This is a genomic window from Bradyrhizobium sp. HKCCYLRH3097, from assembly GCF_051167875.1.
Taxonomy (GTDB): Bacteria; Pseudomonadota; Alphaproteobacteria; order Rhizobiales; family Xanthobacteraceae; genus Bradyrhizobium.
The window spans coordinates 1-26,423 of the sequence record NZ_JBNPTX010000020.1 but is presented as its reverse complement, the minus strand read 5'-3'; the positions used below and the strand labels follow the sequence as shown (position 1 = coordinate 26,423).

General features: G+C 66.4%; 26 protein-coding genes and 1 riboswitch. Of the genes, 15 read left to right on the top strand and 11 right to left on the bottom strand.

Annotated elements, in window-relative coordinates; translation table 11 throughout:
* Positions 1–202: 202 nt before the first annotated feature.
* Positions 203–2,551 carry a phosphocholine-specific phospholipase C gene (locus tag ACQR0U_RS31585; protein ID WP_434872385.1) on the top strand — a complete coding sequence of 783 codons (2,349 nt, stop codon included), beginning with the start codon at positions 203–205 and terminating at the stop codon, positions 2,549–2,551.
* A gap of 54 nt (positions 2,552–2,605) precedes the next feature.
* Here ACQR0U_RS31585 and ACQR0U_RS31580 read toward each other — a convergent pair whose 3' ends face one another.
* Together ACQR0U_RS31580 and greA are read right to left on the bottom strand one after the other, a co-directional pair.
* Positions 2,606–3,070 carry a metallophosphoesterase family protein gene (locus ACQR0U_RS31580; protein ID WP_434872384.1) on the bottom strand — a complete coding sequence of 155 codons (465 nt, stop codon included), beginning with the start codon at positions 3,068–3,070 and terminating at the stop codon, positions 2,606–2,608.
* Positions 3,071–3,099: 29 nt separating this feature from the next.
* Complete coding sequence (gene greA / locus ACQR0U_RS31575) at positions 3,100–3,582, bottom strand: transcription elongation factor GreA (RefSeq protein ID WP_315753843.1); 483 nt, start codon at positions 3,580–3,582, stop codon at positions 3,100–3,102.
* 221 nt (positions 3,583–3,803) lie between these two features.
* Between greA and ACQR0U_RS31570 the strand changes: the two genes are divergently transcribed.
* The 7 genes from ACQR0U_RS31570 to ACQR0U_RS31540 all read left to right on the top strand — a co-directional run bounded on the left by ACQR0U_RS31570 (position 3,804) and on the right by ACQR0U_RS31540 (position 10,324).
* Positions 3,804–4,619: an IclR family transcriptional regulator gene (locus ACQR0U_RS31570; RefSeq protein ID WP_434872383.1), complete on the top strand. Its 816-nt coding sequence runs from the start codon at positions 3,804–3,806 to the stop codon at positions 4,617–4,619.
* A 28-nt stretch (positions 4,620–4,647) separates the two neighbouring features.
* Positions 4,648–5,592: a dihydrodipicolinate synthase family protein gene (locus tag ACQR0U_RS31565; protein WP_434843701.1), complete on the top strand. Its 945-nt coding sequence runs from the start codon at positions 4,648–4,650 to the stop codon at positions 5,590–5,592.
* 72 nt (positions 5,593–5,664) lie between these two features.
* The gene (locus tag ACQR0U_RS31560; RefSeq protein ID WP_316202579.1) at positions 5,665–6,492 is read left to right on the top strand and encodes an ABC transporter ATP-binding protein; all 828 of its coding nucleotides are present in this window, start codon (positions 5,665–5,667) and stop codon (positions 6,490–6,492) included.
* Complete coding sequence (locus tag ACQR0U_RS31555) at positions 6,485–7,324, top strand: ABC transporter permease (protein WP_316226857.1); 840 nt, start codon at positions 6,485–6,487, stop codon at positions 7,322–7,324. Before ACQR0U_RS31560 ends, ACQR0U_RS31555 begins: the two co-directional genes overlap by 8 nt.
* A 21-nt stretch (positions 7,325–7,345) precedes the next feature.
* On the top strand, positions 7,346–8,416 hold the full coding sequence (locus ACQR0U_RS31550) for an ABC transporter substrate-binding protein (RefSeq protein ID WP_434843700.1): 1,071 nt from the start codon (positions 7,346–7,348) through the stop codon (positions 8,414–8,416).
* A complete protein-coding gene (locus tag ACQR0U_RS31545) occupies positions 8,413–9,120 on the top strand; it encodes an SDR family NAD(P)-dependent oxidoreductase (protein WP_315718115.1) in 708 nt (235 codons plus the stop codon). The genes ACQR0U_RS31550 and ACQR0U_RS31545 overlap by 4 nt, the downstream gene beginning before the upstream one ends.
* Positions 9,121–9,154: 34 nt before the next feature.
* Entirely contained in the window at positions 9,155–10,324 is a 1,170-nt protein-coding gene (locus ACQR0U_RS31540; protein ID WP_315826641.1) for a mandelate racemase/muconate lactonizing enzyme family protein, read from the top strand.
* Between the two features lie 389 nt (positions 10,325–10,713).
* On the opposite strand, the gene ACQR0U_RS31535 is transcribed toward ACQR0U_RS31540, so the two are convergent.
* Together ACQR0U_RS31535 and ACQR0U_RS31530 are read right to left on the bottom strand one after the other, a co-directional pair.
* Complete coding sequence (locus ACQR0U_RS31535; RefSeq protein ID WP_315718112.1) at positions 10,714–11,094, bottom strand: response regulator; 381 nt, start codon at positions 11,092–11,094, stop codon at positions 10,714–10,716.
* 54 nt (positions 11,095–11,148) lie between these two features.
* On the bottom strand, positions 11,149–12,003 hold the full coding sequence (locus tag ACQR0U_RS31530) for an MJ0042-type zinc finger domain-containing protein (RefSeq protein WP_434843722.1): 855 nt from the start codon (positions 12,001–12,003) through the stop codon (positions 11,149–11,151).
* Positions 12,004–12,217: 214 nt separating this feature from the next.
* Here ACQR0U_RS31530 and ftsE point away from each other — a divergent pair, with 214 nt between their 5' ends.
* From ftsE to ACQR0U_RS31510, 4 genes are all read left to right on the top strand, one after another.
* Positions 12,218–12,877, top strand: coding sequence for a cell division ATP-binding protein FtsE (gene ftsE, locus ACQR0U_RS31525; protein ID WP_006615648.1), 660 nt, complete (start codon positions 12,218–12,220; stop codon positions 12,875–12,877).
* Complete coding sequence (locus tag ACQR0U_RS31520) at positions 12,870–13,838, top strand: cell division protein FtsX (RefSeq protein WP_316186161.1); 969 nt, start codon at positions 12,870–12,872, stop codon at positions 13,836–13,838. The genes ftsE and ACQR0U_RS31520 overlap by 8 nt, the downstream gene beginning before the upstream one ends.
* 255 nt (positions 13,839–14,093) lie before the next feature.
* Complete coding sequence (locus tag ACQR0U_RS31515; protein WP_315718108.1) at positions 14,094–14,807, top strand: YdcF family protein; 714 nt, start codon at positions 14,094–14,096, stop codon at positions 14,805–14,807.
* Positions 14,808–14,819: 12 nt separating this feature from the next.
* The gene (locus tag ACQR0U_RS31510; protein ID WP_315718107.1) at positions 14,820–15,587 is read left to right on the top strand and encodes a lysophospholipid acyltransferase family protein; all 768 of its coding nucleotides are present in this window, start codon (positions 14,820–14,822) and stop codon (positions 15,585–15,587) included.
* A 3-nt stretch (positions 15,588–15,590) separates the two neighbouring features.
* Here ACQR0U_RS31510 and ACQR0U_RS31505 read toward each other — a convergent pair whose 3' ends face one another.
* Entirely contained in the window at positions 15,591–16,187 is a 597-nt protein-coding gene (locus ACQR0U_RS31505) for a gamma-glutamylcyclotransferase (protein ID WP_409977989.1), read from the bottom strand.
* A gap of 99 nt (positions 16,188–16,286) precedes the next feature.
* On the opposite strand from ACQR0U_RS31505, the gene ACQR0U_RS31500 reads away from it, so the two are divergent.
* Complete coding sequence (locus ACQR0U_RS31500; protein WP_315826643.1) at positions 16,287–17,471, top strand: DUF2125 domain-containing protein; 1,185 nt, start codon at positions 16,287–16,289, stop codon at positions 17,469–17,471.
* A gap of 2 nt (positions 17,472–17,473) precedes the next feature.
* Here ACQR0U_RS31500 and ACQR0U_RS31495 read toward each other — a convergent pair whose 3' ends face one another.
* The 3 genes from ACQR0U_RS31495 to ACQR0U_RS31485 are packed head-to-tail and all read right to left on the bottom strand — an operon-like array spanning position 17,474 to position 20,374.
* Positions 17,474–18,409, bottom strand: coding sequence for a prephenate/arogenate dehydrogenase family protein (locus tag ACQR0U_RS31495; protein WP_315753824.1), 936 nt, complete (start codon positions 18,407–18,409; stop codon positions 17,474–17,476).
* On the bottom strand, positions 18,406–19,503 hold the full coding sequence (gene hisC / locus ACQR0U_RS31490) for a histidinol-phosphate transaminase (RefSeq protein WP_316176006.1): 1,098 nt from the start codon (positions 19,501–19,503) through the stop codon (positions 18,406–18,408). The genes ACQR0U_RS31495 and hisC overlap by 4 nt, the downstream gene beginning before the upstream one ends.
* Before the next feature lie 37 nt (positions 19,504–19,540).
* Positions 19,541–20,374, bottom strand: coding sequence for a chorismate mutase (locus ACQR0U_RS31485; RefSeq protein ID WP_315718102.1), 834 nt, complete (start codon positions 20,372–20,374; stop codon positions 19,541–19,543).
* A gap of 197 nt (positions 20,375–20,571) precedes the next feature.
* A riboswitch (SAM riboswitch) is annotated at positions 20,572–20,651 on the top strand.
* Positions 20,652–20,742: 91 nt separating this feature from the next.
* On the opposite strand from ACQR0U_RS31485, the gene metX reads away from it, so the two are divergent.
* Positions 20,743–21,957, top strand: a complete 1,215-nt coding sequence (metX, locus tag ACQR0U_RS31480) for a homoserine O-acetyltransferase MetX (RefSeq protein WP_315718101.1) — start codon at positions 20,743–20,745, stop codon at positions 21,955–21,957.
* A 3-nt stretch (positions 21,958–21,960) separates the two neighbouring features.
* On the top strand, positions 21,961–22,626 hold the full coding sequence (gene metW / locus ACQR0U_RS31475) for a methionine biosynthesis protein MetW (RefSeq protein ID WP_315718100.1): 666 nt from the start codon (positions 21,961–21,963) through the stop codon (positions 22,624–22,626).
* A 709-nt stretch (positions 22,627–23,335) separates the two neighbouring features.
* On the opposite strand, the gene ACQR0U_RS31470 is transcribed toward metW, so the two are convergent.
* The 3 genes from ACQR0U_RS31470 to ACQR0U_RS31460 form a co-directional block, all read right to left on the bottom strand.
* A complete protein-coding gene (locus ACQR0U_RS31470; RefSeq protein WP_434872382.1) occupies positions 23,336–25,375 on the bottom strand; it encodes a S8 family serine peptidase in 2,040 nt (679 codons plus the stop codon).
* 52 nt (positions 25,376–25,427) lie between these two features.
* The gene (locus ACQR0U_RS31465) at positions 25,428–25,658 is read right to left on the bottom strand and encodes a hypothetical protein (protein WP_315753814.1); all 231 of its coding nucleotides are present in this window, start codon (positions 25,656–25,658) and stop codon (positions 25,428–25,430) included.
* A 114-nt stretch (positions 25,659–25,772) separates the two neighbouring features.
* Positions 25,773–26,423: hypothetical protein (locus tag ACQR0U_RS31460; RefSeq protein WP_434845282.1), on the bottom strand; the 651-nt coding region annotated here is incomplete at its 5' end.

Sequence of the window (26,423 nt, the reverse complement as noted above, 5' to 3'; positions counted from 1 at the left end):
CACGCCCGGCCCAGAACGAAAGGTCGATCCCGTCACGCTGTGCCCCGATACTGAGGAAATCTCATTCAGTTTCATTTCGTAAATAAAAATTTCACAGCTCTGTCAAGTCGCGCTGATACGCCAGGGACGTTCGCAGGAGCAGGTCGGGCTCGCCCCGCCAACCCTGAATACGTTCTTCAAGATTTCAAAAGGTCGTATCAGCATGACAACACGTCGCGATTTCTTGGCAGGCGCCACGGCGGCGGCTGCCTTCGCCAGCATCCGCCAGGCGCTGGCCATTCCGGCACGGCGCCGGACCGGCACCATTCAGGACGTCAAGCACATCGTCATCCTGATGCAGGAGAACCGCTCCTTCGATCACTACTTCGGCACGCTGCGCGGCGTCCGCGGCTTCGGCGACCGCTTCCCGATCCCGCTGGAGAGCGGCAAGCCGGTCTGGTTCCAGTCCGACGGCAGCCGCGAGATTCCGCCCTATCACCGCGACTCCACGACCTCGAACGCGCTGGTCGGCTACGGCACGCCGCACTCCTTCGGCGACAGCCAGGCGGCGTGGAATCAGGGCAAGATGGGCTATTGGGCGAAGTACAAGACGCCCTATGCGATGGGCTATTTCGGCCGCGACGACATTCCGTTCCAGTTCGCGCTCGCCGAGGCGTTCACGATCTGCGACGCCTACCACGCCTCGATCACCACCGGCACCGATCCCAACCGCATCGTGTTCTGGTCGGGCTCCAACTTCAATCCGGCGCTGCGCGCGCAGGGCATCAACTCCACCACCAACGATTCCGAGCCCAACAACCTGCGCTGCTGGCCGAACCCGCACAATTGGGTCGCGGGTCAGGCGCAGCCACAGGCGACCTACAAATATGTCGGCAGCGACTTCGCCTGGGACACGCTGCCCGATCTGCTGAACAAGGCCGGCGTCAGCTGGCACATCTATCAGGACATGAACGACAACTGGACCGGCGCGATGCACGGCTGCCTGGCGTTCTCCAGCTTCCGTCATGCCCAGCCGGGCGATGCGAACTACGTGCACGGCCTGACCGGCGGCCCGGATTATCTCGACCGGCTGAAGGCCGACGTGATGGCCGGCACCTTGCCGCAGGTGTCGTGGATCCTGCCGACCCAGGCCAACTCCGAGCATCCCGGCGGCGGCAGCCCGACCCGCGCCGGCAATTTCACCGACCAGGTGCTGGAAGCCCTGACCGCCAATCCCGAGGTCTGGAGCCAGACCGTCTTCTTTCTGACCTTCGACGAGAATGACGGCTTCTTCGATCATCTGCCGGCGCCCGCAGTGCCGTCCTACGACATCAACGGCAAGCTGATGGGCAAGGCGACCTTGCCGCTCGACGGCGAGTATTTCTCCAACACCGTCGGCAACGTGCTGACTGCGACCGACACCATCAGCGGCAACATCCGTCCCTGGGGCCTCTCCGCGCGGGTGCCGATGTACGTCGTTTCACCCTGGAGCAAGGGCGGCTGGGTCAACTCGCAGGTGTTCGACCACACCTCGATCGGTCGTTTCCTCGAGAAGCGCTTTGCGATCAAGGTCGACGCCATCAGCCCCTGGCACCGCGCCGTCTCCGGCGATCTCACCTCGGCGTTCGATTTCGCCAGCCCGAACGATCCGCGCTTCCCGGAGTTGCCCGACCAGAGCAACTGGCAGGCCTCGGACGCGCACCAGAAGACGTTGCCGGCGCCGGTTGCGCCCGCGACGCCGCAGCCGCTGTTCCAGGAGAGCGGCGCGCGCTATTCGCGCCCGCTGCCCTATATCCTGCACGCCACCGCGAAGGTCGACGCCGCCGCGGGCAAGGTGAAGCTGTTGTTCGCCAACACCGGCTTTGCCGGCGCCGTGTTCCACGTCTACGACAAGCAGCATCTCGATCTCATTCCGCGCCGCTACACCGTCGAGGCCGGCAAGATGATCGACGATGAATGGAGCGTCGGCAGCGATGGCCTGTATGACCTCTGGGTGCTCGGCCCGAACGGCTTCCATCGTCATTTCAAGGGCGACCTCGACAAGGTCAGGCCGTCGAATGCCGCCAACCCGGAGATCTTCGTCGGCTACAATGTCTTCGAGGGCGGCCTGCACATGCAGCTGCGCAACGACGGTCATGCCCGCGTGAGCTTTACGGTGAAGTCCAACGAGATCTATGGCCCGTTGCAGGCCGTCACCGCCTCGGTCTCGGCCGCGCTGGAGCCGCAATGTCCCGGCTTCGGTCCGCGCCCGGGCTTCCATCCGGTGGGTTTTGGCGTGGTGCCGGGCTTCCGGTCGGCGCCCGACTTCGATGCTCCCGGCTTCGGCTTTGGCGCACCGACCTTCTTCCCCGGACCGAGCCATGGCGGCCCATCGACGTCGTGGACCGTCAAGGTGTCTGCGCCCGGCCGCCACGGCGAGCTCTACTGGCATTTGCGCAAATCCGGCCTGTGGTACGACTTCGTCGTCACCAGCGACACCGACGACAGCTTCTACCGGCGCGTCGCCGGACATGTCGAGACCGGCCGTCCCTCGTTCAGCGATCCCGGCATGGCGCTGGCCGACCGCTTCTGATCCCTGCATCCACGAGACTTGCGGAGGGCGCCCATGGGCGCCCTTTCGCTTGCGTCAGGCGCTGCCGAGATCGTGGATCGCGGGTGACAGTTGGCCCGAGGAGATGTTCAGCGTCGCCAGGGTGATCGGCAGCCTGAAGCGGCGCGGCCCTGCGCTGCCCGGATTCAGGTAGAGCACGCCGTCGCGTGTCCCGACGCCTGCGCGATGCGAATGACCGGACACGACGATGTCGATACCCGCCGTTGCAGGGTCGATCGCGAGGTCGTGGACGTCGTGCACGACATGGACGGCACGCGTGCCAAGCCTGACGGTCTCGGTTGCAGGATATGCATTCGCCCAGTCTGCCGTGTCGATGTTGCCGCGGATCGCAGTCACCGGTGCGATCAGGCGAAGCCGCTCGACGATCTCGTGCCGGCCGATATCGCCGGCGTGGATGATGTGTTGGACGCCCGACAGACATCGCACTGCCTCCGGCCGCAGCAGCCCATGAGTGTCGGAGATGATTCCAACTTTGAGCATCGTTTCCTGCCGGCGTGATTGGCATCGCCTCAGGCGATCGTGAGAATCTCCAGCTCTTGTCCGGTGACCTCGACCATGTCGCCGGCCGATTTGCCCATCAGCAGGCGAGCCACAGGGGAGACATAGGAGATCATGCCGCGCTTCGGATCGGCCTCGTCCTCGCCGACGATGGTGTAGGTCTGGACGCGGCCGTCGCCGCGCTTGAACGTCACCGTGCTGCCGAACGCGATCTGCTCCGTCGATGTCGGCGCCGGCATCACCTGCGCGGTCCGCACCCGCGCTGCAAAGTAGCGCGCGTCGCGCAGCGGCAGCGCCGACTCCCGTCGCCGCTCGTTGACGTCCTCGATTCCCTGGGCCGCTTCAAACGCCGCCTGCGCTTCGCGCAACTGCTCCTCGAGCGCCTTGAGTCCGGCCGCGGTCACGAGGTTCGGATGCGGCGAGACCGGCCGGTCGGGCAGTTGCGTTTCGGCCGCCGTCTCGGCGCTCTCTTCCTTGGTGAATGCGACGCTCACGCCGGACTCCTGAAAAGGGCCGCGAGATGCCGCGGCCCTCAGGGAGAGATCATGCCGGCTGTGCGGATTTCAAGCCGTGCCGCATGCCGCGCGTGAGCGTGCTTGACAGCAGCGGCGACGCGCATTCTAATATACGAACTATAGTTCGCAATCCGAACCTTAGTCAATCCAAATGCCGGTCGTCAAGGCCGGCGTCAAGCAGGAAACGTCGGAGCCTCCACGTGGACGAGGACAGCAAGGCTGGCAAAAGCGTCGTGCTGTCGCTGGCCAAGGGCTTTCAGGTGCTGAATGCCTTCACCAGCGAGGAGCCGGAGCTGGTGCTCGCCGACGTTGCGCGCCGCGCCGCGCTCGACAAGGGCACCACGTTCCGCCTGCTCAACACGCTCGTGATGCTCGGCTATGTCGAGAAGGTCGGCGACTCCAGGTGCTTCCGCCTGACGCTGAAATGCCTCGATCTGGGCTTCAACGCGATCGCGCGCTCGGAGCTACGCACACAGGCGCGCCCGATCCTGCGCAGCCTGGTCGGCGAGATGAACGAGGCTGCCTCGCTCGCGGTGCTCGACGGCAGCGACATCGTCTATGTCGAGCGCATCCAGGCGGGCCTCGTCCGGCTCGGCGTCGACGTCCGCATCGGCAGCCGCGCGCCGGTCTATTCGACCGCCGTCGGCCAGGCGATCCTGTCATTGCTGCCGGTCGAGACGCAGATCGAGGTGCTCGAGGCGCAGCCGCGCATCAAGCGCACCGAAACCACGATCACCGATCTCGACGCGCTGCTGCAGCGCCTGCGCCAGGTGAAGGCTGCCGGCTACGCGCTGTCAAATCAGGAAAATGCGCCGGGGCTGTGCGTGCTCGCCGGGCCCGTCATCGACCGCGACGGCATTCCGCTCGCGGCGATCAGTATCGCTGCGCCCACCATGCGCATCACCGCGGACGACTTCGAGCGGCTTGGCGTGGCGCCGCTGCTCAGAGCGGCAGCCCAGCTGTCCCGGGCTCTGGAGGCCATGGGCGGGGCGACTGCGACGGTCGCGAAACGATGAACGTCGATGTGACGAAACAGGAGCAAGCATGAGCGTCATGACCAATTTCAAGGGGATCATCCCGGCGATCGCCGTCCCCTTCAACGCCGACCACAGCATCGATGAGGTCGAGCTGTCGCGTTACGCAGCCTGGCTCGGCAAGCGTCGCGGCATCGTCGGCATCATGACCAACGGCCACACCGGCGAGGTGTTCAGCCTCACCGCGAAGGAGCGCGCGGAGGTGACGCGCATCGTCGCCAAGGCGCTCACCGGCATCTGCCCGACCATCTCCTCCGTCGTGTGCGAAGGCATCAAGGACGGCATCGAGCATGCGCTGATGGCGAAGGAAGCGGGCGCGACTGCTCTCGACATCATGCCGCCGCATCACTGGCTGCGCTTCGGCTTCAAGCGCGAGCACTGCCTGGATTATTTCAGCGCCATCGGCGAAGCCGCCAGGCTGCCGCTGATCGTGCATGTCTATCCCGCCTGGACCCGCGCCTCGTTCTCCTCGGAGCTGCTCGCCGAGCTCGCCCGCCTCGACCACGTGCAGGCGTTCAAGATCGGCACCCGCGAGATGAACAAATACGCCCGCGACCTCAAGGCGATCCGCGCCGCGGCGCCGCACAAGGCGCTGCTGACCTGTCATGACGAATATCTGCTGGCCTCGATGGTGCAGGGCGTCGATGGTGCGCTGGTCGGCTTCGCCTCGCTGATTCCGGATCTGATCTACGATCTGTTCGCTGCCGTCACCGCTGGCGACCTTAAGCTTGCGATGAAGCTGCAGGCCATGATCGATCCGCTCAAGGACGCGGTGTATGGCGGCGGCGAGCCGACCGGGGAGGCGCATGGCCGCATGAAGGCGGCGATGCAGGTCGCCGGCGTGATCCGCGATGCCACCGTGCGGCCGCCGACGCATGCGCCGAGCGCCGAGGAGATGGCCGCGATCCGCGCCGCGGTGGCCGCGGCCGGGCTGACGGTGAAGGCTGCGGCCTGAGCTTGCGAGAGGCGACGGCCGGTGCCGGCCGTTGCCCCGTGATCACAACAAAAAGACACCGGGTGGACGCTGATGCTGACGATGGATGTCGACGATGCAACCCGGCGCGCTGCGGCTGCGCCCGAGGCTGTGCTCATCGCGATCGATCAACTGTCAAAGACCTATGTCTCGGCCTCCGGCGCGACGGTCCATGCGTTGAGCCGGATCTCGCTGGATATCAAGCCGGGCGAGTTCGTCTGCGTCGTCGGTCCCTCCGGCTGCGGCAAGAGCACCTTGCTGCGTCTGCTCGCGGGGCTTGATAGTTACAGCGACGGCCGGCTGCTGCTCGATGGCGAGCCCGTCGCCGGCCCCTCGCGCAAGGTCGGCGTCGTGTTCCAGGCGGCCAACCTGTTGCCGTGGATGACGGTGCGCGACAATGTCGGGCTGCCCTTGCGCGTCGGCGGCAAACATGCGCCGGCCGGCGATCGCATCGAGCGGCTGCTCGCCGTTACCGGTCTCGGCGATTTCGGCGACAAATATCCCTATGAGCTGTCCGGCGGCATGCAGCAGCGCGCCGGGATCTGCCGCGCGCTGGCGCGCGATCCCGAGATCCTGCTGATGGACGAGCCGTTCGGCGCGCTCGACGCACTGACGCGCGAGCGGCTGAACCTCGAGCTGCAGCGAATCTGGCAGGAGAACCGCAAGACCGTCCTGCTGATTACGCACTCGATCTCGGAAGCCATCTTCCTGGCCGACCGCGTCATCGTGATGTCGGCGCGTCCCGGCCGCATCCTTGCCGATCTCCACGTGCCGATCCCGCGGCAGCGCAGCTTCGACGACATCGTGCTGCATCCGGACTATGCGCGGCTTGCCAGGGAAGTTCGCGGGCTGCTCAATGCACAGGAGCACGGCCATGACTGATCTCGCCAACGTCGCCGTTTCAGCCCTGTCGCAGAAGCCCGCAAGCCCCCGGCGCCGCGTCAGCCTGGGCTCGCCGATCGCCTGGATCGGCCTCGCGGTGCTGATCCTGAGCTGGATCGCCGCGGTCAACCTGCTGAACATCCCGTCCTACATCCTGCCGAAGCCCGAAGCGGTCGTTCGTGCGTTGTGGTCCGGGCTCGCGGTCAGCCCGGCCAGCCCGCTCGGCTATTACCTGCCGCTGTGGAGCACGCTGAGCAACGCCGCCGCCGGCTGCGCCATCGGCGTCGGGCTCGGCCTCGTCATCGGCTCCTTGATGGCCGAGGTCGAAGCCATCGAGCGCCTGGTGATGCCCTATGCGTTCGCGCTGCAGAGCCTGCCCAAGGTGGCGATCGCGCCGCTGATCGTGATCTGGTTCGGCTTCGGTGACGGCTCGAAGGTCGCGATCTCGGCGCTGCTGTCGTTCTTCCCGGTGCTGATCAACAGCTTCACGGGGCTGCGCGCCGTCGAGCCCGAGCGTATCGACCTGATGCGCTCGCTGTCGGCCTCGCGCTTCGAGACCTACCGCATCGTCAAGCTGCCCAACGCCGCGCCCTTCATTTTCGCGGGCCTCGACATGGCGGTGGTCTATGCACTGCTCGGCGCGATCGTGGCCGAATTCCTCGGCGCCCAGCGTGGCATGGGGGTCGTCATCACGCAGGCGCAGGCGGTGTCGGACGTCGCCGGCGTGTTCGCCGCGCTGATCATTCTCGGCGTGCTCGGCATCGTGCTGCATGGGATCGTGCGCTGGTGCGAGGCCAAGATCGTGCACTGGGGCGCCAACCGGAAAAAATAGGACAACAGGGAGGAACGAAGGATGGTTTCGCGCAGGTCATTCCTGAAGAGCAGTGCCGGCGCGGCGCTGCTGATGAGCGGCGCGCCGGCCGGCCTGATGGCGGCGGACGCGAAGAAGCTTCGCTTCGGCGTCGGGCTCAAGGCGCTCAACGCCACCATCATCAATTGCGTGATCGGCGAGGCGCTCGGCTACAACGCGCAGGAAGGGTTCTCGCTCGACGTCCAAGCGCTCGGCACCAATGCCAACGTCCAGGTCGCGACCGACCGTGGCTCCGTCACCGTCGGCGTCGGCGTGCCGTCGACAGCGCTGCCGCTGCTCGCCAAGGGCGAATGGGGTGGCGCGAAGCTGTTCTATCAATATACCTATCCGTACAAATGGGACATCGCCGTCCCGCCTGGCTCGGGGCTCAAGAGCTACACGGACCTCAAGGGCAAGAAGATCGGCGTGTCCGACTTCGGTGCCACCGAATATCCCGTCACCAAGAACGTGCTGAAGGCGCTGGGCCTGGATCCCGAGAAGGATGTGAGCTGGGTCGCGGTCGGCAACGGCACGCCGGCGGGCGTCGCCCTGCAGCGCGGCGTGATCGATGCGCTCGCTTATTTCGATACTGGCTTCGGCCAGATCGAGGCGGCCGGCATCGAGCTGGCCTATCTGCCGCGTCCGACCACGATCCCGATGGTCGGCGGCCAGTTCCTGATGGCGATGCCGCAGACGTTCGAGAAGGACAGGGATCTCCTGGTCGGCTTTGGCCGCTCGGTGTGCAAGGCGTCGCAATTCCTGCTCGCCAATCCGACCGCCGGCGCCAGGGCCTTTCTCAAGATGTACCCGGAGACGGCGCCGCGCGGTGCCAGCGAGGACGCGGCGGTCAAGGCCGTGCTGCAGTCGATCAGCCGCCGCATCAAGCTCTACGCGCCGCCTTATGCCGATACGAAGATGGGCGGGATCAACGAGCAGGAGTTCCGCACCGAGGCCGCGATGAACGGGCTGGACATCAAGGACTATGCTGCGCTCTACACCAATGAGCTGATCGACAAGATCAACAATTTCGATGCGGTGAAGGTCAAGGCCGAGGCGGCTGCGTACAAGGGATGACGGCACAGGACCACGACAGCAGCTCGGGCCTTCGCCATGCGGTGGTGACCGGAACCAGCTCGGGCATCGGCCGCGCCATCGCCGAGCGTCTGCTGGCGGACGGCTGGCGCGTGACCGGCATCGACCGCGCGGCCTCGGTGCTGTCGCACGAACACTTCGGTGGCTTCGAGGCCGATCTCGCCGAACCGCAGACGCTGATCGCGCGCCTTGCTGACGTCGGCGCCGTGACCGCGCTGGTCCACGCCGCCGGCTACATGCGTGTCGGCCGTCTCGGCGAGTTGCAGGCCGAGAGCAGCGAAGGGATGTGGCGCGTCCATGTCGGCGCCGCGGAGGCGCTGGCCAATGCGCTGGCGCCGCGCCTGCGCGAAGGCGGGCGCATCGTGCTGATCGGCAGCCGCACCGCCAATGGCGCGGCCGGCCGCAGCCAATACGCCGCGACCAAGGCGGCACTCACCGGCCTCGCGCGCTCCTGGGCGATCGAGCTGGCGCCGCGCCTGATCACCGTCAACGTCGTCGCACCGGCTGCGACCGACACGCCGTTTCTGCGCGATCCCAGCCGCGCCGGCATCGCCCCGGTGCTGCCGCCGATGGGGCGCTACGTCGATCCGGTCGAGGTGGCTGCGCTCACCGCCTTCCTGCTGTTGCCGGAAGCGGGCGCCATCACCGGCCAGACCATCACCATCTGCGCAGGCGCCTCGCTCTGAAACGGCGCGTGCGACCCCGACCAGGAGAATGACCATGACCGTTCGTATCGTCGACGTCCGCGAGGTGACGAAGCCGATCTCGTCGCCGATCCGCAATGCCTATATCGACTTCACCAAGATGACGTCGAGCCTGGTCGCGGTCATCACCAATGTCGAGCGCAATGGCCGGCCCGTGGTCGGCTACGGCTTCAACTCCAACGGCCGCTACGGCCAGGGCGGCTTGATCCGCGAGCGCTTTCGCGCGCGCCTCGTGGAAGCTGACCCGACATCGTTGCTCGATGCCAGCAAGGACAACATCGACCCGGACAAGGCCTGGGCGGCGATGATGATCAACGAGAAGCCCGGCGGCCACGGCGAGCGCTCGGTCGCGGTCGGCACGTTGGACATGGCGATCTGGGATGCGGTCGCCAAGATCGCCGACAAGCCGCTGTTCCGTCTGCTCGCGGAGCGGCACGGCCGCAAGGCCGAACCGCGCGTCTTCGTCTACGCTGCCGGCGGCTACTACTATCCCGGCAAGGATCTCTCGGCGCTGCGCCGCGAGATGCGCGGCTATCTCGAGCGTGGCTACACTGTCGTGAAGATGAAGATCGGCGGCGCGCCGATCGACGAGGACCGCCAGCGCATCGAGGCCGTGCTCGCGGAGATCGGCCCCAACAATCAGCTCGCGGTCGACGCCAATGGCCGCTTCGACCTGGAGACTGCGATCGCCTACGCCAAGATGCTGCGCGACTATCCGCTGTTCTGGTACGAGGAGGCGGGCGATCCGCTCGACTATCACCTGCAGGCGACGCTGGCCGATTTCTATCCCGGCCCGATGGCGACCGGCGAGAACCTGTTCAGCCACCAGGACGCGCGCAACCTCATCCGCTACGGCGGCATGCGCCCCGATCGCGACTGGTTGCAGTTCGACTGCGCGCTGTCCTACGGCCTGTGCGAGTATCTGCGCACGCTCGACGTGCTCAGGATCTATGGCTGGTCGCCGTCGCGCTGCATCCCGCATGGCGGTCACCAGATGTCCCTCAACATTGCCGCCGGCCTCGGCCTCGGCGGCAATGAGAGCTATCCCGACCTGTTCCAGCCCTATGGTGGCTTCCCCGACGGCGTGAAGGTGACCGACGGCCACATCACGATGCCCGACCTCCCCGGCATCGGTTTCGAGGGCAAATCCGATCTCTATGCCGAGATGCGCGCGCTCAGCGCGTGAAGCTGAGCGGGGCGTCCGACGGCCGCCCCAGCGTCATTGCGAGCGCAGCGAAGCAATCCAGATGGTCTCCGCAGAGGGATTCTGGATTGCTTCGCTGCGCTCGCAATGACGGAGGAGAGAGGATCAGTTCCTTCAGCGACCTTTACGCAGGCGCGAGCCCATCAGGCACGTCCGCGCTCCATCGCACCCATCGCTGTCGTCCCGGGCAAGCCGCGATGGCGCGAAGCGACGGCGTGGCGCCGACCCGGGACCCATACCCCCAGGGAGATGTGATGGCGCGAGATGTGGGACCAGTCTTGTCCCTCAACGGCGGCCGGTGGCTATGGATCCCTGCGTTTGCAGGGATGACAGCGCGGACTGCAGCAACGTCGAGGATCATCGTTGGCGCCCTACGCCTTCGCAGCCTTTGACGCCAGCGCGTCGGCGACCGCGGTGCGGATGTCGGCGATCGAGAACGGCTTGGTGATGACGTCGTGAGCGATCGCGCTGAGATTCGACGCCCGCTCGCGCTGATGGGCAAAGCCGGTCATCAGCAGGATGGTCAGGTCGGGAAAATCGCGTGCTGCCGACAGCGCCAGCGCGATGCCGTCCATGATGGGCATTTGGATGTCGGTCAGCAGCAGGTCGAAGGCGCCGGCCTCGCGCGTCAGGATGTCGAGCGCCTCGGCACCGTCCTGCGCCGTCACGATCTCATGTCCATCCATGGCAATGGCGCGCGCGACCAAGGTCCGCATCGAATCTTCGTCGTCGGCGATCAGCACGCGCGACATGTCGTTTCGTCTCCGTCTCGTGGGCCCCGCGGGCGACCCACGAGACCGGAACCATCATGCACTGCCGGCGGCGAGATCGCGCCGGTTGAAGAACCGTATATCGATATTGCGGCCTTCGGGAGGGGGCGAGGCGAGCCGCGACTTGAACGTCGTGCGCTCGCCGGGCTTGAGCGCGGTCTGCTCGAGCAGCGTGTTCCAGGCGTAGATCTCGGTGCCCTGCGCGTCACGGACGCTGAAGCGCAGCCGCGGCAGGTCGACCGATTTCTTCGTCAGGCTGACGATCGTCCCCTCGATCACCAGCACCGGCTTGCCGTCGACGGTTTCGGTCGCCACCTTCAGGTCCTTGAAGGTCAGGCCGCGCAGGTTCACCTCGAGCCCGACCAGCTTGTAGAACGAGGCCGTCTGCGGCAGCAGCCTGACGACGTCGGCGCGCCACACCACCAGCGCAATTGTGAGCGCCGCCATGGCGGCCGTCAGCACCGGCAGGTTCAACACCTTGTTGCCTGGGAAATCCGGCAACGTCGGGCGCCTGATGAGCTTGCGGAGACCGGCGAGGCGCGAAGCCCCGCTCTGCAACGGCTGCTCGGCATCGGCCGTGTCGTCGTCGGACTCGGCGAGGGCATCCTCGGGCCAGCCGGCAGCCAGCGGCGGACTTTCCACGTCGGGCGTCCGTTCGTCGTCGTCTTCCTGGCGCGCGAGGGCTTCCCACTCGTCGGCCGCGTCACGGGGCGCGGCCGCCGCGCCGGCCTCCGCCATGGCAGGCATGGGGGCGGGCGCCTCGACCGCATCCTCCGGTCGCGCCAGCCAGACCTCCTTGCAACGGGAACAGCGTACGCTGCGTCCAGCCATACCCAGGGTTGCCACGTCGATGGCATAAGATGTCGTACAATGAGGGCAAACGATGAACATCGCGCCTGTTCTCCAACGGCCATTGCCGCTTTGTTTCCGACAGTTCGTGCTACAAGGACCGCCATGTCGACGAACTTCGGAACTCAATCGCGCGAATGGTACACGGCGACCGTTAACGAACCGGAAACCATAACGGGCGCTCAATCGGGCCATCGTACCGCTGAGCTTGGAGCGTGCGGGTCTGCCGCGCACGCGGTCGAACGGAGCTGACGCTTTGGTTCGGTTCGAAAATGTTGGGCTGCGCTATGGATTGGGGCCGGAGATCCTCCGCGACCTCAGTTTCCAGATTCCGGCCCATTCCTTCCAGTTCCTCACCGGCCCGTCGGGCGCGGGCAAGACCTCGCTGCTCAAGCTGTTGTTTCTATCGCTGCGGCCGACCCGCGGCCTGGTCAATCTGTTCGGCTACGACATCTCGCTGCTCAGCAAGGAGGAGATCGCCGATCTGCGCAAGCGCATCGGCATCGTGCTGCAGGACTTCCGGCTGCTCGATCACATGACGACCTATGAGAACGTGGCGCTGCCGTTTCGCGTCATGGGGCGGGATGAATCGAGCTACCGCAAGGAGGTCATCGACCTCCTGAAATGGGTCGGCCTTGGCGAGCGCATGGACGCGCTGCCGCCGATCCTGTCGGGTGGTGAGAAGCAGCGCGCGGCGATCGCGCGCGCCGTGATCTCGCGGCCGCAACTGCTGCTCGCGGACGAGCCGACCGGCAACGTCGATCCGACGCTCGGGCGCCGCCTGCTGCGGCTGTTCATCGAATTGAACCGCTCGGGGACGGCGGTCATCATCGCAACCCATGACATCACGCTGATGGACCAATACGAGGCCCGCCGGCTGGTGCTGCATCAGGGACGATTGCACATCTATGAGTAGCGTAGACGATCGCGGCCTCCTGGTCGATCTCGGCGACGACCGCCCGCAACTGCCGGCGCAGGCCCGCATCGTGTCACCGATCGTGCCGCGCGCCTCCATCGCCGGCCGCGCGCTGGTCGCCGTGGTGGCGATCATGACCTTCCTGGCCTCCATCACGACCGGCGGCGTGCTGCTGGTCAGCGAGTCCGCGGCCGAATGGCAGTCGGAGGTGTCGAGCGAGATCACCGTCCAGGTTCGCCCCAAGACCGGCCGGGACATCGAGCGCGACATTGCCCTGGTGACGGAGGCGATGCGGGCGCAGTCCGGAATCGTCGAGGTCCGGCCGTTCACCAAGGAGGAATCCAGCAAGCTGCTGGAGCCGTGGCTCGGCAGCGGCCTGTCGTTCGACGAGCTTCCGGTGCCGCGCGTCATCATCGCGCGCGTCCAGCCCGGCACCAGCTTCGATCTCAACGCGCTGCGCAGCCGCGTGACCCAGGTTGCGCCGACCGCCAGCGTGGATGACCACCGCGCCTGGATCGAGCGCATGCGCTCGATGACAGGCGCGACGCTTTTCGCAGGCTTCGGCATTCTGGTGCTGGTGATCGCGGCCACCATCATCTCGGTGTCGTTCGCGACCCGCGGCGCGATGGCCGCGAACCGGCCGATCGTCGAGGTGCTGCATTTCGTCGGCGCCGGCGACCGCTACATCGCCAATCACTTCCTGCGGCATTTTCTGCAGCTCGGACTGGAGGGGGGCGTGATCGGTGGCGGCCTTGCGATGCTCGGATTCGGGTTCTCGGAGTCGATCGCCAACTGGTTCTCCGGCACTCCCGTCGGCGATCAGTTCGCGGCGTTGCTGGGGACATTCTCGCTGCGCCCGCTCGGCTATGTCGCGATCGCGCTGCAGGCCGTGGTGATCGCCGCGGTGACCGGCTGGGCCGCACGCCGGACCCTGTTCACGACCCTGGCGAGCATCGACTGATGGCGGCTTCTATCCCCAGCCGTCTCGTTGCGGATTTCACTTGGCCCGAAAACCGCCTAAAATCGTCTGCGCCGGGGTGAGGCAGGACGGGGTGAGCTGGGTCACGAACACGGCGGAGGTCGCGCGCCAGGATCGGCGGCGAGCGAACGTGATCGGGAGGCCGGCGAAACCTGCCTGCGTTCCCGGACTTGAACGACGGGATCGCGCGACGGCATGGCGCCGCGCGCAGGCAGGCAAGGACAAGCCAGGCGTTGCATGGAGCCGGAGACTGACCATAGCAGGCGAAAGCTGCCGCTCACCGTCGCGGTGTGGCGGACGCTCGCGGGCGCCGTGGCGACGCTCGGGGTCGGCTTCTTCGTCGCGGCGGTCGGCTTCGTCGGCTTCCTCTCGCAATTGCGGGGCGCCGAGATCCAGCCCGAGCGCAAGGCGGACGGAATCGTGGTCCTGACCGGCGGCTCGTCACGCGTATCGGACGCGGTGGAACTCCTGGCGGGAGGCTATGGCCGGCGGCTGCTGATCTCCGGTGTGCACCCGACCAACGAGGCCAGCGACATCACCCGGTCGCTGCCCGAGGCGCGATCATTCATCAACTGCTGCGTCGATCTGGATTATTCGGCGATCAACACCCGCAGCAACGCTGCGCAGACGCGGCGATGGGCGAGCGAGCGCGGCTTCAAGTCGCTGATCGTCGTGACGTCGAACTATCACATGCCGCGGGCCATCGTCGAACTGTCGCATGCGATGCCGAGCATGGATCTCATTCCCTATGCGGTCGTTGGCGAGAAATGGCGCGACGAGCCGTGGTGGACCAGCGCGCCGACGGTGCGGCTTCTGCTGTCCGAATATGCCAAATATGTCGCCGCCGAGATGCGGCTGCGGCTGGCCGATCTCGGCCTCGATCTCGCGCCCGAGTTCGATCCGCCAACCGGCTCGGTGTCGCGCCGACCGACGACGGCGCAAGCCAATTGAACTGGGTTTCTGATGGTCTCGATCTTCCTGCGTTCGCTGCTGTTCAACATCCTGTTCTACCCGAACTTCGTGCTCTGGGCGCTGATCGCGTTGCCGACCCTGGCTATGCCCCGCAAGGCGCTGCTGCGCGTCGCCAACTGGTGGGCGCAGAGCAACATCTTGTTGATGCGCGTCGTCTGCAACATCCGCGTCGAATATCGCGGCGTCGAGAAGATCCCGAAGGGGCCGCTGATCGTCGCCGCCAAGCATCAGTCGATGTGGGAGACGATCTCGCTGCTGCATTTCTTCGATGCGCCGTTCTTCGTTCTCAAGCGCGAGCTGCTGCGGATTCCCTTGTTCGGACAGTATCTCGTCAAGGCGGACATGATCGCGATCGACCGCAGCTCCGGCGCCCGCGCGTTGAAGCAGGTGATGCGGCGGGCGGCGGAGGAGGTGAAGCACGGCCGTCAGTTTGTGATCTTCCCGGAAGGCACCCGGCGTCCGGCGGGCGCACCGCCGGACTATAAGGGCGGCGTCGGCCTGATCTACACGGATTGCGGCGTACCCTGCCTGCCGGTGGCCCTGAATTCGGGTCTGTTTTGGCCACGCCGCACATTTCTGCGCTATCCGGGCACGCTCGTCGTGGAGTTTCTCGATCCGCTGCCGCCTGGCCTGCCGCGCGATGAGTTCATGGCGCGGATTCAGAGCGTCATCGAAGAGGCGACCGGCCGGCTCGTCGCCGCGGGGCAGGCGGAACAGGCGCAGTTGTTTGGCCGGGTGCCGGCACCGGTGAAGGCTTGAGGGCTATGTCTTGCTTGGCGCAGGATGCAGCGAGTGGCCGTCATCGTGCAGCATCGTCGCCAGCCGATGCAACTGCGCGTCGCGAAAGCCCTGCGCCTCGATCGCCTTCACGGTCGAGATCACGTAGTCGCGATTGGCGCCGGACTGGCCGTGACCCTGGCGTACATGGCGCAACTGCTCCTGCGGCGACAGCCGGCCTGCATATTGCACATGGCCGCGATCGACCACGTAGACCAGCGCGCTCACCCGCTCGCGCGCGTCGTTTTCAAGCCAAACCGAGCGCGTCACTTCGCGATATACCGAGGTCACCTGCTCACGCGCCCGCAAATAGGCGATGGTCTCGTCGCGCTTGTCTGCTGCCACCCGGAACGCAATGCCGCGACACGCGCCGCCGCGATCGAGACCGAGCACGAGGCCCGGCTTCTCCGGCGTTCCGCGGTGGACGAACGAATACACACAGAGCGCGCGATGCTCGCCGATCAGCCGCGCCGGCACCTGCTCGAGAAAAGCGAATCCGGGCCGCCACATCAGCGAGCCGTAGCCGAAGACCCAGAGGTCGCCGTGGGGAAGGTCGCGTTCGGAGAGGGTCATTGCGGACATCAATGCGGAAGCCTAAGTGTGATGCTCGCGAATTGTTAATTTAGATACACAATCCGTGATCGCCGAATTGCCAAAATTGCTGCCCAAAGGGTGTCCTGCATGTCTCGTTTGCCGCAAGCGCGCCGCAGGCGCTCTCGTTGGGGGCTCTTCATAGCTCCCGTTCTGCTCCTGATCGCCGCTGTTGCGTGGAGCGCATTCTGGTTCTTCGCCGCTTCGCAAGTGGATGTCCAGGCCGACGCTTGGCGTGCGCGCGAAGCAAAATCGGGACGCGTCTATGACTGCGCGAAGCGCTCGGTCGCCGGCTTCCCGTTCCGGCTCGAGGTTCGCTGCACGGATCCGAGCGTGGCCCTGTTCTCGCAGGCCGCGGGCACGCCTTTGATGAATGCCAGGCTCGACGAGATCCTCGTCGTCGCCCAGGTGTGGGACCCGAAGCGGCTCATCGCGGAGTTCAAGGGACCCGCTATGATCGCCGACGGTCGCGGACCCGCCTCGTTCTCCGTGAACTGGCGCGTCGGTGAGGCCAGCGTCCGCGGTCTGCCGGGGTTGCCGCAGCGCGCCGACCTCGTGTTCGAACAACCGACCATCGACCGCATCGAGGGCGGGACAGCCGTGCCCGCCGCGCGCGCCGATCACGTCGAGTTGCACGGCCGCTTCGCCGACGGCACGCCGTCCGACCATCCGGTGCTGGAGACTGCGCTGCAGATCGAAAGCGGCAGCATCCAAGGCAGCCATCCTCTGCTTGCCGAACCGTTCAATACCGACATCCAGGCCCGCGTCACGGGTCTCAAGGACTTCCGGCCCAAACCCTGGCCGGAGCGGTTTCGCGAGATCCAGGCGGCGGGCGGTCATGTCGAGATCGTCCAGTCGCGCATCCAGCAGGGCGAGCTGCTGGCCGTTGCGTCGGGCACGCTCAGCCTGACCGCCAATGGCGGCATTGATGGCGAAGTGCAAATGACGGTGGCCGGGATCGAAAAGGTCATTCCGGCGCTCGGTCTCGACAAGATGCTCGAAAACGGCGTGCCGCAGGGGACGCTCGATCGCGTAGCGCCGGGTGTGAAGTCGCAGGACGTCAACAACCTGCTCGGTGCGCTCGACCGCGCCATTCCCGGCCTCGGCAAGGTCGTCAAGCAGAACGCCAATGTCGGCGTCGCGCTCGGTATCAATGCGCTCGGCAAGGAGGCCACCCTCGAAGGGCGCAAGGCGCGGACCTTCCCGTTGCGCTTCTCCGATGGCGTCGTCGTGCTCGGTCCGTTCAAGGTCGCCCGCGTCCCGCCGCTGTTCTGACCTCAGCTCTTCTTCAACTGCGGCAGCGGCCGGCCGAAGTCCGGCGCCGCCGAATCCTGGCCGATATCGACGATGCCGCGGCGGATCGCACGGGTGCGGGTGAAGTGATCGAACAGCGCATCGCCGTCGCCGCGGCGGATCGCCCGCGTCAGCTTGGAGAGGTCCTCGGTGAAGGTGCCGAGCATGTCGAGCACCGCATCCTTGTTGCTCAGGAAGATGTCGCGCCACATCGTCGGGTCGGAGGCGGCGATGCGGGTGAAATCGCGAAAGCCGCCGGCCGAGAACTTGATCACCTCGGACTCCGTGACCTGCGCCAGCTCGTCGGCGGTGCCGACGATGGTGTAGGCGATCAGATGCGGCAGATGGCTGGTGATCGCGAGCACGCGGTCGTGGTGATCCGGCGTCATGATCTCGACCTTGGCGCCGAGCGCCGCCCAGAACGCGCGGAGACGATCGATCGCGTCGGCATCCACACCGTCGGGTGGCGTCAGGATGCACCAGCGGTTGATGAACAGCTCGGCGAAACCAGAATCCGGTCCCGAATTCTCGGTGCCGGCGACCGGATGCGCCGGCACGAAATGAACATGCGCTGGCAGATGCGGCGCCATGTCGCGAACGATGGCGCCCTTCACGGAGCCGACGTCGGAGACGATGGCTCCGGGCTTCAGGTGCGGCGCGATCTCGGCCGCGACCGGACCGCACGCGCCGACGGGAATGCAGAGGATGACGAGGTCGGCATCCTTGACCGCCTCCGCATTACTCGCCACGACGCGGTCGACGAGGCCGAGTTCGGCGACGCGCGCGCGCGTCTTTTCCGAGCGCGCGGTGGTGACGATCTCGCCGGCCACGCCCTGCAGCCGCGCCGCCCGCGCGATCGAGCCGCCGATCAGGCCGAAGCCGATCAGCGCGATGCGTTCGAACCGCCCCGCGACGCTCATTTCGCCCTCATGAATTCGCTGAGAGCCTCCACGAACAGACGATTGGCTTCCTCGGTGCCGATCGTCATGCGCAGCGCGTTCGGCAGCTTGTAGTTGGCGAGCGCGCGCAGCACGAGGCCGCGCCGGGTCAGGAATGCGTCGGCCTCGACCGCGGTCTTGCCCTTGTCGGTCGGGAAGTGGATCAGGATGAAATTGGTGACGCTCGGCGTCACCTTCAGCCCGAGCTTGCCGATCTCCTCGGTCAGCCAGTTGCGCCACGTTTCCGTGTGCGTCTTCGACATCTGCTGATGCGCGGTGTCCTCGATCGCGGCGACCGCGGCGAGCATCGCCGGCGAGGAGACGTTGAACGGCCCACGGATTCGGTTGATCGCATCGACGATGTGCGCCGGGCCGAACATCCAGCCGACACGGAGCGCCGCGAGGCCGTGGATCTTGGAAAAGGTATGAGTGACGACCGTGTTCTCGGTCGTCGCCACCAGCTCGAGCCCGAACTCGTAGTCATTGCGCGAAACGTAGTCGGCATAGGCGGCGTCGAGCACCAGCAGGACATGCGACGGCAGGCCGGCACGCAGCCGCTTGACCTCGTCGAACGGGATGTAGGTGCCGGTCGGGTTGTTCGGGTTGGCGAGCCAGACCAGCTTGGTGCGCGGCGTCACCGCGGCAAGGATGGCGTCGACATCGGTGCGATACTCCGTCTCCGCGGCAACCACGTTCCTGGCGCCGCAGGCCATGGTCGCGATCGGATAGACCAGGAAGCCGTGCGCGGTGGAGATCGCCTCGTCGCCTTGGCCGAGAAAGGTGTGTGCCAGCAGATTGAGGATCTCGTCGGAGCCGGCGCCGCAGACGATGCGGTCGGGATCGAGGCCGTAGGTGCGGCCGATCGCCTCGCGCAGCACCCGGGAAGTCCCTTCCGGATAATCTTCCAGATGCGTGGCCGCGCTCTTGAACGCCTCGATCGCCCTCGGCGAGGGACCAAACGGGGTCTCATTGGCCGACAGCTTGAAAACCTTGCGGCCAGGCTCCGGCTTGGGACTCTTGCCCGGCGTGTAGGGCGCGATGTCGAGGATGCCGGGGTTCGGCACGGGGCGGTTCATCATCAACTCCGGAAAATCATCACTGGCGCGAGGCGTCTCAGCTCGGAACCGTATAGCGTTTCGCATGGCCGCCGACGAGGGCCGTCGAGCGGACCGAGGCGCCCGCCGCGATCAGGGCAGCCTTGATCTTGTCGAGGTTCGACGGCGCCTCGATCGACACCAGCAGCGCGGCGCCGTCGAAGGCGGTATCGGGCACTGCGACCACGTCGGCCAGCGGCGACAGCGCGCGCGACACCTGCGCATTCCAGCCGGAGACGCGGATGCTCCAGGTCTCGACCTCCAGCACGAGCGCGTCGTCGGCGACCCGCGACACCGCGAACACCGGCAGCGCCGCCGGATGGTCGGCACGCTCGATGAACGGCATCCGGGCGATGATCTTCGGCGCGCCCACGGGCTCGAGCGTGATCCACCACGGCGTATGCCCCGATGTCGTCGACACCAGCGCAAGATCGCCCTTCGAGCGCGCCACGGCTTCGACGGCGGCCTGGGCGCTGAAATGGGCGACATAAGGCACCACGAAGCCGAAATGGAACCTGGCGGAATCGCGCATCGCGGATTCGCCGACCGACACGTCGGCGTGAACCGAGAACGGCGCCTGCACGTAAGTGAACGTCGAGACGATCACGCGCCAGATGCCCTCGACGGTGTCGAGCGGCAGGATGCCGCGATGGCGCTGCACCAGGCGCCGCATCATGTCGGCCTCTCGCGCCGGCCGGAATGCCGAGCCGACCTCCTGGGTCTTCTTGACCTTGATCAGCCGGTCGATGATGTCGGCCCTGTTCATCAGGAGCTGATGGACCTGCTCGTCGATCGCGTCGATCTCCTTGCGCAAATCGGCAAGCGAAGGCGGGGCAGGCGGTGGGTTGGACATGGGCTGGTCACTCTTCGCAGGCCACCGGTTAACGTGCGGCCGACTGGAACGGATGTCGTTCTCTCCGATGCGGGAGACGCGCGCAACAGCAAGTTTACCTTGTGCCGCCTAGGCTTGGCTGGTTTGCAGCCGTGGGGCGCCCGATCGGCGGTCAACCCCAGCTTGCCTTGACGCGGAGCGCCCGCGGGACTAGTTTCTGCCTGTTCCGTGGTCATTTGAGCCGGCCGGCTTGCAGCCACGTTAAAAAACTCGCTAAACAGGCCGGGGACGTTATCGATCCCGGCCGAACCCCAGTTCAGGCCGGGTTTTTCATGGCCTGATGTGTCACGTGGTTCGGGAGCCCTTGCCGGATGGCCGGGGTGAGAGACATGACAGGCCTGACGCCGAAACCCACCTCCGCGCTGCGCACGATTGCGCCCGAAGAGCGCTCGCACGAGGTCGATCATCCGAGCTCGCTGGTCGCGCAGTTCGGCGCCGACAAGCCGCTCAGGCTCGATTGCGGCGTCGACCTGTCGCCGTTCCAGATCGCCTACCAGACCTATGGCGAGCTCAACGCCGACAGATCGAACGCGGTCCTGGTCTGTCACGCCCTGACCGGCGACCAGCACGTCGCCAACCGCCATCCCGTCACTGGCAAGCCCGGCTGGTGGGAGACGCTGGTCGGCCCCGGCCGCCCGCTCGACCCGAGCCGTTATTTCATCATCTGCTCGAACGTGATCGGCGGCTGCATGGGCTCGACCGGCCCGGCCTCGCTGAATCCCGCCACCGGCAAGGTCTGGGGCCTCGATTTCCCGATCATCACCATCCCCGACATGGTGCGCGCGCAGGCGATGCTGATCGATCATCTCGGCATCGACACGTTGTTCGCCGTGGTCGGCGGCTCGATGGGCGGCATGCAGGCGCTGCAATGGACGGTGGCCTATCCCACCCGCGTGTTCGCGAATCTCGCGATCGCCTGCGCCACCCGGCACTCGGCGCAGAACATCGCCTTCCACGAGCTCGGCCGCCAGGCCGTGATGGCCGATCCCGACTGGGACCACGGCCGCTACGGCGACAAGGGCACTCATCCGCATCGCGGCCTCGCGGTGGCACGGATGGCCGCGCATATCACTTATCTGTCGGATGCCGCCCTGCATCGCAAGTTCGGCCGCCGCATGCAGGACCGCGAACTGCCGACGTTCTCGTTCGACGCCGATTTCCAGGTCGAGAGCTATCTGCGCTATCAGGGCTCGTCCTTCGTCGAGCGCTTCGACGCCAACTCCTATCTCTATCTGACGCGGGCGATGGACTATTTCGACATCGCCGCCGATCATGACGGCGTGCTGGCGGCGGCGTTCCGCGGCATCCAGACCCGCTTCTGCGTGGTGTCCTTCACCAGCGACTGGCTGTTTCCGACCGCGGAATCGCGGGCGCTGGTGCATGCGCTCAATGCCTCCAGCGCGCGGGTGTCGTTCGCGGAGATCGAGACCGACAAGGGGCACGACGCGTTCCTGCTCGACGTCCCCGAGTTCTTCGAGATCGCCAGCGCCTTTCTCGATTCCGCCGGCAAGGCGCGCGGCCTCAACGCCGCGAACGGAGGCTGAGCCATGAGCATGCAGGGCGTGTTGCCGCTGAACGGCTTTTCCGGCGGCGAGGTGCTGGCCTATCGGCCGGATCATCTGCTGGTCGCCGGCATGGTCGAGCGCGACTCCAAGGTGCTCGACATCGGCTGCGGCGACGGCGATCTCCTGCAACTGCTGGAGAGCCGCGGCATCGACGGCCGCGGCATCGAGCTGTCGCGCGAGGGCGTCAATCATTGCGTCGCCAAGGGGCTCGCGGTGGTGCAGGGCGACGCCGACACCGATCTCGTCGACTATCCCGACGATGCGTTCGACTATGTGATCCTGTCGCAGACCTTGCAGGCGACGCGGCAGCCCAAGGTCGTGCTGGAGAATCTGCTGCGCATCGGCCGTCGCGCCATCGTCACCTTTCCGAATTTCGGCTTCTGGCGGCTGCGCCTGCAACTGCTCGTCGGCGGCCACATGCCGCGAACCGACAATCTGCCCTTCACCTGGTACGACACGCCGAACATCCATTTCTGCACCATCAAGGACTTCGTGCAGCTCTGCGATGAGATCGGCGTCAAGATGGAGCGCGCCGTCGCGCTTGATAGTTACGGCCGTCCCTTGCGCGTCGCGATGCCCTGGTGGTTCTGGAACATGTTCGGCGAGCAGGGCGTGTTCCTGCTGAGCCGGGCGGAGAAGGGGCGGTAGAGCGCGCTCGCTGCTGCAGCGGGGCGCGGTCTAAGTTGATGGCTCGCTCTCTCCACGTCATGGCCGGGACAAGCCCGGCCATGACGAGCTTGGGGTTGGCGGTTTTTACTTTTCAAAGAGCCGAGAGCGGTTGATACAAAGTGCTGCGTTCCCGCGGTGCGTCTACACCCGAGCTTTGCATTAGTCCTGCCTCCGATAACGAAGAGGCGCAGGGAAGGCCGGATGCTGGCCGCACCCATGGCCCGCCTGCGGAAAAAATGCAGGCGGCAGGAACCACAGGTACGAGCCGGAACACCCGGCCTTCCCTGCGCGATGGTTGAACGGCTGCTTCGCGTTCTCCCCGGTGCGCCGGGCTTTCTGGCCACCGTCGTCCGAGTGATGCAGAACACCACAACAAACTTGGCATCAGCGTCGGGATGCCAGGACCGCGCGACTTGACCGTGCGCATCGGAATTGTTCGTCCGCGCGAGGCAAGCCCCACGCGCAATCCGACACGCCCATCGAATCCCACACTCAGCGTTCGTGACGACCGCGATACGCCCCTCTTGCTGCGAGGCGGGACGCGCGGAAATCTGCGCCTGATTTGCCCGACGGCGCAAGTGCCAAACGTGCGACGAACTAACACGACGGGCAATTCGCGCATGACGCTCATGCGCAAACTGCCCGTCGTGCAACGACGCCGCTTCGTCGCTGTGGCTGGGCCGGCAATCTACAGCAAGCCGACCTTGTGCATGATGTCGCGGATCTGCGCCGGACTGGGATCACCGACCGCCGGGCTGGACCACTCGCCGGTGGTCGTTGCCGGGCCCCGGGCAACCGAACCGGATCCGTTGAGCTTGCCATTCGGCGCCTGCGGCGCCAGCGTCGGAGACATCGCGCCGTTCGGCGCGCCGCGCGCCAGTCCCAACAGGCGACGGAGCACGTCGAGCGAGGGATCGGCCGCGGGCGCGGAGGCCACGCTCGCCTCCAGGCCGAGGGCGCGCATCGCATTCGGCAGCCCGGCTCCTGCACGATTGGGATCGCCGAATTGCAGCGGCGTCGATGTCTCCTTCAGGATCTGGAACAGCCGCTCGACACGCCGCGCGTCGCGCGTCGCGAACTGGCCCTTGAAGTCGGGATGATGCGCCAGCACGAGCGCGGCGAGACCGGTGACGTGCGGCGTCGCCATCGAGGTGCCGTCCCAGGCGCCGAAGCCATCCGCCGGCAGCGAGGACACGATGCCGACGCCCGGCGCGCAGACGTCGATCTCCGGCCCGAAGCAACTGAACTTGGCCGGAAAATATCCGTCGGTGCTGCGGAAGCCATCCAGCGCCTGCTGGGCGTGGAAGCTGTCCTCGGGAAACTCGCCCCATTTGCCCATCGCGGCGACCGACAGGCAATGCGGCGTCGAGCCGGGAAACTGGACCGGCCCCGACGAATTTCCCGCGGCGACGATACAGGCGAGGCCCATCTGCTTGGCCCGCAGAATCCGCTCCTCGATGATCTGCGACGGCTCGCCGCCGCCCAGGCTCATGTTGGCGACGTCGATGCCGTTCTCCATGCAGTAGTCGAGCGCCGAGACGAGATCGCTGAACCGGCCCCCCGGGAAGATCCGGCAGACATGGATTTCGGCCGCCGGAGCGAAGCCGCGAATGCCTCCGCCGCTGCCGACAGGCCCGCCGGCGATGATCCCGGCGCAATGCGAGCCGTGGCCAATCGTATCGATGGTCCAGCTCGCGGGATCATTGCCGACGATGCTCTTGCCGATCGTGACGCCGTGCAGATTGCGATGGGTTGGTGCTGCGCCGGAATCGATCACCGCGATCTTCACGCCTGCGCCATTGTAGGCGAGGGGAACGCGGTCGAGGCCCATCGCGCGCTGGCCCCATCCCAGCAATTGCTGCCCGGGAAAGCCGCGCAGGTAGGCGCCCAGCGTCTTCGCGGCGATGCGGTTCACGCTGTCGGGGGTCAGTTGCGGACGATCGAGCCAGAAGGTCCAGTAATCGACCCGCGGCTTGATCAGGATCGAGCGGATGGTGTCGGGCGTCTCGCCCTGAATCTTGAGCGTGACGTGGCCGCTGGCGTCGGTGACGCCCTGAACCGGCCATACGCTGCCGAACACGTACACTTCCACCTCCGGCAGCGGGCCGCTCTCGCCGACCACTTCGATCGTCGTCGAGAACCCGTCGGCCAAGGGAATGAGAACGCCGGGATTGGGAAGCTGATGCGGCGCCGGCACCTGCGGGACGGTCGGATCGAGCATGTAGGTGAGCGGCGCATCGCGCTCGACCGCGAGCCGTGCGCCGGCCTGGGCCTTCAGCAATTCGGCCTTGTCGGGCGCCATGCGGGCCAGCACCATCGGGCCGAGCGGGGCCTGTCCCGGGTCGGCGCTCTGGAAGCCGAGCAGGCGCGGCGGCTGGATGGTCTTCACCACGTCGATGTCCGGAGTGTTTGTCAGTTGCTGGACGATGAAGTCGGCGCTGAAGGTCGCAAGCCCCGTCTGCTGGCGCGGGGCCAGGATGTACTGCGCCCGTCGCTGCGAGATCGTTGCGACGGGTTGGTCCGCTGCCGGCGGCGCCGTGCCGCCGTCGCTGCGGCTGGTCCCTTGTGCGGCTGGGGCTGATGCGGCGGTCACCCGTGCTGCGGCCTGCGGTGCGGCAGCGGCCTCGGCTGACGGCTGCGCCGCTCGGGGTTGTGCTCCGGTGCCGTTGACGGCCGTGCCGGCCGCATCCTTCGGATCCGAGATTTCAGGTTTGCTTCGTGCGGCCATTTGCGGGCTCCTTCATCCTCGCTCGTGACATCGTCGGGGGGCGCGGCTGAAGTCAGTCGGCGCCAAAGGGTTTCAGCGGAGCATTCGGCTCCACCACGATCGTGCTGAAAGTCGATCGGAGGCGGTCGGCCTGGCTCTTCGTCATCGACAGGATGACGACGTCGGGCGCGACCTGACCGACGCGTTTCACGCCGGGCTCGCGGCTCAAATGATCAGCAAGCTGGCCGGACTTGACCGGCTCGCCTTGCACGATGAATTCCTGCTCTGAGTTCGGATCCGCCATGCGTCGCTCCCTCCATGTCAGGTCGGCGGTGGGCGGACTGTTCGTGCGCCCACCGCCTTGCTTGCTTGGACCCGCGTTGCGAATGGCGCGGGTCGCTGCTTCAGATCCGCCGTCCTAGTGCATCGTGCCTGCGGGCTGGCCGGTGCTGAAGATGCCGAGCGTGTGCCCGATGTTGAGGCCGGTCTGCGCGCCCTGTCCGATCTTCTTGAGCACGCTCCAGAAGCCCTGCAGCTCCATGTCGGTCGGCTGCGCGGCCGCCGCCTGCTGGCCCGGCTGGCCGGCGCTGAAGATGCCGAGGTCGTGGCCGACGTCGAGGCCGGTCTGGACGCCCTGTCCGATCTTCTTGAGCACGCTCCAGAAGCTCTGCAGCTCCATGTCGGTGGGCTGCGCGGCCGCCGCCTGCTGGCCCGGCTGGCCAGCGCTGAAGATGCCGAGGTTGTGGCCGACGTCGAGGCCGGTCTGGACGCCTTGACCGATCTTCTTGAGCACGCTCCAGAAGCCCTGCAGCTCCATGTCGGTCGGCTGCGCCGCTGCGGGTGCGGCTTGCGGACCGGTGCTGAAGATGCCGAGGTTGTGGCCGACGTTGAGGCCGGTCTGGACGCCCTGACCGATCTTCTTGAGCACGCTCCAGAAGCCCTGCAGCTCCATGTCGGTCGGCTGCGTCGCGGCGGGTGCGGCTTGCGGACCAGCGCTGAAGATGCCGAGGTTGTGGCCGACGTCGAGGCCGGTCTGGACGCCCTGTCCGATCTTCTTGAGCACGCTCCA

Coding starts and splice junctions, on each gene's coding strand:
- ACQR0U_RS31585 (WP_434872385.1), top strand. CDS start 203: ATGACAACACGTCGCGATTTCTTGGCAGGCGCCACGGCGGCGGCTGCC.
- ACQR0U_RS31580 (WP_434872384.1), bottom strand. CDS start 3,070: ATGCTCAAAGTTGGAATCATCTCCGACACTCATGGGCTGCTGCGGCCG.
- ACQR0U_RS31565 (WP_434843701.1), top strand. CDS start 4,648: ATGAGCGTCATGACCAATTTCAAGGGGATCATCCCGGCGATCGCCGTC.
- ACQR0U_RS31560 (WP_316202579.1), top strand. CDS start 5,665: ATGCTGACGATGGATGTCGACGATGCAACCCGGCGCGCTGCGGCTGCG.
- ACQR0U_RS31555 (WP_316226857.1), top strand. CDS start 6,485: ATGACTGATCTCGCCAACGTCGCCGTTTCAGCCCTGTCGCAGAAGCCC.
- ACQR0U_RS31550 (WP_434843700.1), top strand. CDS start 7,346: ATGGTTTCGCGCAGGTCATTCCTGAAGAGCAGTGCCGGCGCGGCGCTG.
- ACQR0U_RS31545 (WP_315718115.1), top strand. CDS start 8,413: ATGACGGCACAGGACCACGACAGCAGCTCGGGCCTTCGCCATGCGGTG.
- ACQR0U_RS31540 (WP_315826641.1), top strand. CDS start 9,155: ATGACCGTTCGTATCGTCGACGTCCGCGAGGTGACGAAGCCGATCTCG.
- ACQR0U_RS31535 (WP_315718112.1), bottom strand. CDS start 11,094: ATGTCGCGCGTGCTGATCGCCGACGACGAAGATTCGATGCGGACCTTG.
- ACQR0U_RS31530 (WP_434843722.1), bottom strand. CDS start 12,003: ATGTTCATCGTTTGCCCTCATTGTACGACATCTTATGCCATCGACGTG.
- ACQR0U_RS31520 (WP_316186161.1), top strand. CDS start 12,870: ATGAGTAGCGTAGACGATCGCGGCCTCCTGGTCGATCTCGGCGACGAC.
- ACQR0U_RS31515 (WP_315718108.1), top strand. CDS start 14,094: ATGGAGCCGGAGACTGACCATAGCAGGCGAAAGCTGCCGCTCACCGTC.
- ACQR0U_RS31510 (WP_315718107.1), top strand. CDS start 14,820: ATGGTCTCGATCTTCCTGCGTTCGCTGCTGTTCAACATCCTGTTCTAC.
- ACQR0U_RS31505 (WP_409977989.1), bottom strand. CDS start 16,187: ATGTCCGCAATGACCCTCTCCGAACGCGACCTTCCCCACGGCGACCTC.
- ACQR0U_RS31500 (WP_315826643.1), top strand. CDS start 16,287: ATGTCTCGTTTGCCGCAAGCGCGCCGCAGGCGCTCTCGTTGGGGGCTC.
- ACQR0U_RS31495 (WP_315753824.1), bottom strand. CDS start 18,409: ATGAGCGTCGCGGGGCGGTTCGAACGCATCGCGCTGATCGGCTTCGGC.
- hisC (WP_316176006.1), bottom strand. CDS start 19,503: ATGAACCGCCCCGTGCCGAACCCCGGCATCCTCGACATCGCGCCCTAC.
- ACQR0U_RS31485 (WP_315718102.1), bottom strand. CDS start 20,374: ATGTCCAACCCACCGCCTGCCCCGCCTTCGCTTGCCGATTTGCGCAAG.
- metX (WP_315718101.1), top strand. CDS start 20,743: ATGACAGGCCTGACGCCGAAACCCACCTCCGCGCTGCGCACGATTGCG.
- metW (WP_315718100.1), top strand. CDS start 21,961: ATGAGCATGCAGGGCGTGTTGCCGCTGAACGGCTTTTCCGGCGGCGAG.
- ACQR0U_RS31470 (WP_434872382.1), bottom strand. CDS start 25,375: ATGGCCGCACGAAGCAAACCTGAAATCTCGGATCCGAAGGATGCGGCC.
- ACQR0U_RS31465 (WP_315753814.1), bottom strand. CDS start 25,658: ATGGCGGATCCGAACTCAGAGCAGGAATTCATCGTGCAAGGCGAGCCG.